Source organism: Dehalococcoidales bacterium, assembly GCA_035529395.1.
In the GTDB taxonomy this organism is placed as follows: domain Bacteria; phylum Chloroflexota; class Dehalococcoidia; order Dehalococcoidales; family Fen-1064; genus DUES01.
Genome location: DATKWT010000036.1, coordinates 1 through 5,705, shown reverse-complemented (window position 1 = coordinate 5,705; position 5,705 = coordinate 1). Strand labels below are relative to the sequence as shown.

The following is a 5,705-nucleotide window of genomic DNA, read 5'->3' as shown; positions in this document are numbered from 1 at the left end:
GTGCGAATGAACCTTGCCGGAAATTGTCCTTCACACCGCTTTGGGGTGTTAAAGAGGGGGTGCCCATTCTGATGGGCCTGCCTCTTCTGAGAGGCGCCCCCTCTTGAGGGGGATTTCAAGGGGGTGTCCCCCTTGATTCGGATTCCACCCAACAAAACCTCCGCACTGGTGTACGCCTTATCCCGTGTGGCCAGGATGAGCCATGTGCAACTGGGACAGTCGAAAGGGTTTTTCATCACCCTGCTAGAGTTCCCTGAGCTTCTTCCCGGCGGCTTCAACCGCCCCGGTAACCGGAGGCCAGTCTTCCCACCTGCGGAAGTGCTCCGGCTGGATGTCAAGCGTGTGGGCGGCTTTACCCATCGCCCCGTACAGTCCGCCGATGCTGCACTCCCTGTGGCGACCGCACGACATGCAGGGCGGGATACCTGACGAGTACTTCACTACGTCCAGGACACTTACACCGAAGGGCTGGAGCATCTCGCGGAACTGTTTCTCGACCTCGTCCAGGTCTCTGCCACCGCCGCTGATGACAAGCACGAATGGCTTCCTCGCAATGGTGATATCGACGTGACGGTAGCCGAAGAAACGCTCCACGAAGCTGTTCATGGCGGCGTTTATCTTGCCGAAGTATACCGAGGCGCCCAGGACGACGGCGTCCGCGTCTTTGACCTTCTGGTAGTACGGAAGCAGGTCGTCTTCCAGCATGCACACCTGGGGCCCGGCGCACAGCCGGACACAACCCCTGCAGGCACTGTAGTTTAGCTCCGTTAGTTTGACGAACTCGGTGTCATGGCCGCTTTGTTCCAGGACTGCCTGCACCATGCGGTCCACATTGGTCAGGCGGCCGACTCCCCCCGAACTGATGCCGATAACATTCATACCTTATCTCCCCCGGTTGTGTTCGGTCGCGCCTAGTGGAACTCAACGCGGGAAACGGCCTCGGTGCGGAGGATAATACCCTCGATTTCCTTCCGTGTTCCCGGGTCAGAAATCGGCTCCACTTTCGATACCGGCAGGTCGGACTCGTTCTTACGGTACTGCCACTCTAACACATACCCCGGCACGAGGGAGTACCAGTAGTTCTGCGGCTCACAGGTGCCGTCGTGGCAGGCGGACTCCACCACAATGTGGCCGGTGACGTAGAGCAGTTCCCGCCCGCGGAAAGGCATCCTCACCTCCTGCTCCGGGGTGTAGTAGCCGGCGAAGGCTATTACATCCTCATTGGTGGGGAGGTGAACGTAATCCACTGTGGTGGCCGGTTTTCGGTCTTCGGCCGGGGGTGCGGATTCCGGGACGGTTCCCTGTCTTACCTTCATGATGCCATCTTAGCAGAACGGGCTTGGTAGCTCAAGGAAACCTTGCTCTACTGTACTCCCCCTGTCATTGCGAGCAGGGACTCTGAGCAAAACGAAGAGACACCGAAGCAATCTGCCCTGCACCGATATATCATTCTGAGCCAGAACCCTGAGCGTAAGCGAAGGATCTTAGAGAGGAAATCCTTTATCAAGAGTTTTGTCAGGGAAGTAAGAGTTACTGACTCTGAGGCCTTGTCTAGCTACACTGTTCCGCTTTCAGCAGGTGGGTTATTCCAGGAGACTCACCTAGTCCCCGCTTTTGTCCACGATGGTGGGCCTTACTGGACAGTCCCCGAACTCTTCTTTGACAAAAAGCGGCATATACCGGCTTTGACAAGAAGCGGCATATGCCGGCTTTGCAGCAGCTTCTCCTTTCAGATTGAATGAACTCACCTTTCTTTGATCGGAATGTAGTAGTCGAGTATGAATTCCTCAGGCTTCTGCGTAGTCCAGGTGTATACGACCTCGTATTCAGGAGACGGATCGATACCGTGCCGATGATTCTCAGGGTAGTTCGTTTCATACTTCGGGTGGTGCTTGACCCACCTGTGAGTCAATTCAATACCCTGCATGATCCTGTCCAATCCCGGGATTGTAATGACTGCGTACAGACCACCTGAGAATTCTTTAACGATCGTGCCGGAGAGATCGATGTCGCCAGGGTCATCAAGAACACACCAAAACTCGTAACCCCGCTTCTCGCCTAACGGACCCCACGGGTTGTTAAACCCGATGAGCGGTATGAATCTATGTTCTGGCAGTAGTCCTTTGCTTTCGGCCCATACAAGGAAAAGGGAGTGTGCTTCTTCCTCAGGTGTCAGTGAATCAGTAACATGGAAACTGGCTACCCGACAGGGTTCGAGATAGGTCACTCTAATGAAACTCATTGGTATTTACCTCCTGACAATGACCATGCAGTTCTTGATTGGCATTTCCCATATCAACTCGCAATGCGACATCCCGGCGGTCATTGCTCTTGTCACCGATAATATATCCATGGCACTTGGTTGTCAATCTCCACTGCGGAGACCCTTATCGAAGGGGAAGGCACCGCCCCTTCTGAGGGGCCCCGCCTCTTCTGAGAGGCGCTCCATCTGGGCCGCACGAGGATGGGGTCGCCCGATTGTGCCGGGATTGCACGCCACTGTCTTCAGTGGCGCGTCGGCACGCTACTCGTAATGACGACACTCTTACTGCATCAGATTAGATAACAGCCACGACCGTGTGATATTCTTGTATTTAAGTTGCCATAATAACCGCCGGTACTTGCGCGAACTTAAGGGTGAGCCTTGAGCAGTAGTAAGACTGAAACCAGCCAACACGAGGTCTACGTAATGAAGGAGTGGTGCAAGGGGTGCCGCTTCTGCGTGGAGTTTTGCCCTCAACACATCCTTTACGAGACCGATGAGACTAACAGCCGGGGCTACCATGTCGTCGCTATGACGGACAGCAGCAAGTGCATCGGCTGTGAAATGTGCACTATGGTCTGTCCGGAGTTTGCCATTCACGTTTTTGCTACTGGTGAAGAAGCCGGTCAGGAGGCAAAGTGACCCCTGAAGCGTAGCTTTAGGCAACGTCTGGGAGAGACAGTGACTACCGATAGAGCGTATCTCGAAGGCGAGTTTTTCATGAGTGGCGACGAAGCCTGTGCCGAGGGGGCTATCAGCGCCGGCTGTCGCTTCTTTGCCGGATATCCGATTACACCGGCGACAGAGATTGCCGAGCGGATGTCGGACCGCCTCCCCGAAGTTGGCGGCACCTATATCCAGATGGAGGACGAACTGGCATCGATGGCTGCCGTCCTCGGGGCCTCCTGGGGTGGCGTCAGGGCAATGACCGCCACCTCCGGGCCGGGGTTCAGCCTGATGATGGAGAATATCGGTCTGGGCGTGATGATGGAGACACCCTGCGTGGTGGCCAATGTGCAGCGTGCCGCACCTTCTACCGGCCTGCCTACTCTGGTGGCCCAGGGAGACATGATGCAGGCGCGCTGGGGAAGCCACGGCCACTATAGCATAATCGCCCTCTCACCGAGCTCCCCGCAGGAAGTGTACGACCATACGATAAAGGCCTTCAATCTCTCGGAAAGGTTCCGCCTCCCGGTGCTCGTCATGGCCGATGGGGCAGTTGGCCACATGTACGAAAAGGTTGTAATCCAGCCGCGCGATAAGGTGCATCTCGTTCCGAGACGCAAGCCGGAGGTACCGCCCGGAGAATACTGGCCCTACGAGCCTGATGCCGACCTTGTTCCACCTATGGCAAACAGCGGCGAAGGCTACCGCTTCCACGTCACCGGGCTCACCCACGATGAGCGGGGATACCCGGCAATGGACGCCGAAGCACAGGACAGACTGATACGGCGGCTGGTGGATAAGGTTGAGAAGTACAGCGAAGAGATTATCGAACTGGAAGAGGACGGCATCGACGGTGCCGAGGTCGTTGTCTGTGCCTATGGTATTACGGCGCGGGTCTCGCTGATTGCCGTGGAGCGCGCCCGAAGCGAAGGAATCCCCGTCGGGATGCTGAGACTGGTCACAGTCTGGCCGTTTCCACAGGGACGGATCGCGGAAATAGCCCGGCAGGTGAAGGCTTTCGTAGTGCCGGAGATAAATTACGGGCAGATATCCCTTGAAGTAGAACGAAGTGCCGGCGGTGCGGCAAAGACAATACTGGTGCCACATATGGGCGGCGCGGTACATGACCCGCAGGTAATACTGGAAGCAATCAGGCAGGCTGCGAAATGAACGAACTTGCAGTAACCAGTGAGAAAGTGAAAGAGGACCACCCTCTGGGGGAGTACCTCAGAACGGACCGGTTTCCCCACATCTGGTGCGCCGGCTGTGGCCTGGGCATAGTCCTCAGCGCCTTTCTCCGGTCTCTGCTCAATACCGGAATGGCTCTGGACAAGGTAGCGGTGGTCTCCGGGATAGGCTGCACCGGCCGGGCGGCCGGCTACCTCAAGCTGGACTCTTTCCACACCACTCATGGACGGGCGATCCCCTTTGCTACCGGACTGAAGCTGGCCAATCCGGAGCTGGAGGTTGTCGTCTTCAGCGGGGATGGCGACTTGGCGGCAATAGGCGGAAACCACCTGATTCATGCCGGGCGCAGGAACATTGACATGACAGTGCTGTGCGTTAACAACTTCACCTATGGAATGACCGGCGGGCAGTTCGGGCCGACCACGCCATCAGCGGCGCGTTCCACTACATCTCGCGCCGGGAATGTGGAGAACCCGTTCAACATGGTGGGACTGGCGGCCGCCAGCGGCGCTGTCTACGTCGCCCGATGGACCACAGCCCAGGTCCGGCAACTGGAAAGGTCCACCACCGAGGCATTACAGAGAAAGGGCTTCAGCTTCGTCGAAATAATCAGCCCCTGTCCCACTTACTACGGCCGTATGAACCGTCAGCCGACCGGACTCGACCAGATGAGGTACTACCGTGCCAACACTGTCGTCAAACACTTCGCCAGTCCGCATGAGGTGGGTGTCGGTCTCGGTGGCCAGATAGTTACCGGTAAGTTTGTTGATACGGAACGACCATATTTGCCTCACCCGCAGGAAGGTGATAATGGCGTATAACCACGAAATAAGACTGTGCGGCTTTGGTGGGCAGGGCATAATCCTGGCCGGCTACATCATCGGTCAGGCGGCCACTGTCTATGAAGGCGTTAACGCCGTCTTTACCCAGGACTACGGTCCGGAAGCCCGTGGCGGAGCCTGCCGTGCCGACGTCATTATCTCCGACCAGCCGGTAAACTACCCCTACGTGGAGCACCCCTCCATACTGGTCGCCCTGTCTCAGGCCGGCTATGATAAGTACTATCAGGACGTAGACCCGGACATCCCGGTCATCGTCGATGAAGACCTGGTCACACCGGACCGGACCATGGGTAACCCGATTCTTACCGTCCCGGCGTGGCGTTTAGCCGGTGAGCTGGGGAGAGTTGCCGTGGCCAACGTGGTTATACTCGGTTTCTTCGCCGGTGTTACTGACTTCATTTCTCCCGAAGCCATCAAGAAGTCCATCCTCGCCTCTGTCCCCAAAGGTACCGAGGAACTGAATACGAATGCCTTCGAGCGGGGCTTTGCACACGCTCAGGAAACAAAGGGCTAGTGTAGTGTCTCGTATATATCTTTACGTATGATGGATGTTGATGTCATTCCAGCGCAGGCTGGAATCCAGGGGGCAAACACGTATCCCGGATCGAGTCTAACAGGGTGATGAAAAAGGGGAGTCCAGAGGGGCTTCGCCCCTTCTGAGGGGCGCCCCCTTATGGCAGGGGTCTGGGGGTGTCCCCCAGATATAATCTTTCCCCCCTTCCTCGGTAGGAAGGCTCTTCCTGGAC

At 56.9% G+C, this 5,705-nt stretch carries 8 protein-coding genes; 5 read left to right on the top strand and 3 right to left on the bottom strand.

What is annotated here, in order from left to right; genetic code table 11:
- Nucleotides 1-243: 243 nt before the first annotated feature.
- The 3 genes from VMW13_02110 to VMW13_02100 all read right to left on the bottom strand — a co-directional run bounded on the left by VMW13_02110 (nt 244) and on the right by VMW13_02100 (nt 2,242).
- Entirely contained in the window at nt 244-879 is a 636-nt protein-coding gene (locus VMW13_02110) for a flavodoxin family protein (protein HUV43602.1), read from the bottom strand.
- Between the two features lie 32 nt (nt 880-911).
- The gene (locus VMW13_02105) at nt 912-1,316 is read right to left on the bottom strand and encodes a hypothetical protein (protein HUV43601.1); all 405 of its coding nucleotides are present in this window, start codon (nt 1,314-1,316) and stop codon (nt 912-914) included.
- A gap of 428 nt (nt 1,317-1,744) precedes the next feature.
- Entirely contained in the window at nt 1,745-2,242 is a 498-nt protein-coding gene (locus VMW13_02100; GenBank protein ID HUV43600.1) for a GyrI-like domain-containing protein, read from the bottom strand.
- On the opposite strand from VMW13_02100, the gene VMW13_02095 reads away from it, so the two are divergent.
- The 5 genes from VMW13_02095 to VMW13_02075 all read left to right on the top strand — a co-directional run bounded on the left by VMW13_02095 (nt 2,232) and on the right by VMW13_02075 (nt 5,473).
- A complete protein-coding gene (locus tag VMW13_02095; GenBank protein ID HUV43599.1) occupies nt 2,232-2,534 on the top strand; it encodes a hypothetical protein in 303 nt (100 codons plus the stop codon). The genes VMW13_02100 and VMW13_02095 overlap by 11 nt on opposite strands.
- 110 nt (nt 2,535-2,644) lie before the next feature.
- Nucleotides 2,645-2,905: a 4Fe-4S binding protein gene (locus VMW13_02090; protein HUV43598.1), complete on the top strand. Its 261-nt coding sequence runs from the start codon at nt 2,645-2,647 to the stop codon at nt 2,903-2,905.
- A 39-nt stretch (nt 2,906-2,944) separates the two neighbouring features.
- Entirely contained in the window at nt 2,945-4,099 is a 1,155-nt protein-coding gene (locus tag VMW13_02085) for a 2-oxoacid:acceptor oxidoreductase subunit alpha (protein ID HUV43597.1), read from the top strand.
- Complete coding sequence (locus tag VMW13_02080; protein HUV43596.1) at nt 4,096-4,938, top strand: thiamine pyrophosphate-dependent enzyme; 843 nt, start codon at nt 4,096-4,098, stop codon at nt 4,936-4,938. Before VMW13_02085 ends, VMW13_02080 begins: the two co-directional genes overlap by 4 nt.
- Nucleotides 4,928-5,473: a 2-oxoacid:acceptor oxidoreductase family protein gene (locus VMW13_02075; protein ID HUV43595.1), complete on the top strand. Its 546-nt coding sequence runs from the start codon at nt 4,928-4,930 to the stop codon at nt 5,471-5,473. The genes VMW13_02080 and VMW13_02075 overlap by 11 nt, the downstream gene beginning before the upstream one ends.
- Nucleotides 5,474-5,705: the final 232 nt, after the last annotated feature.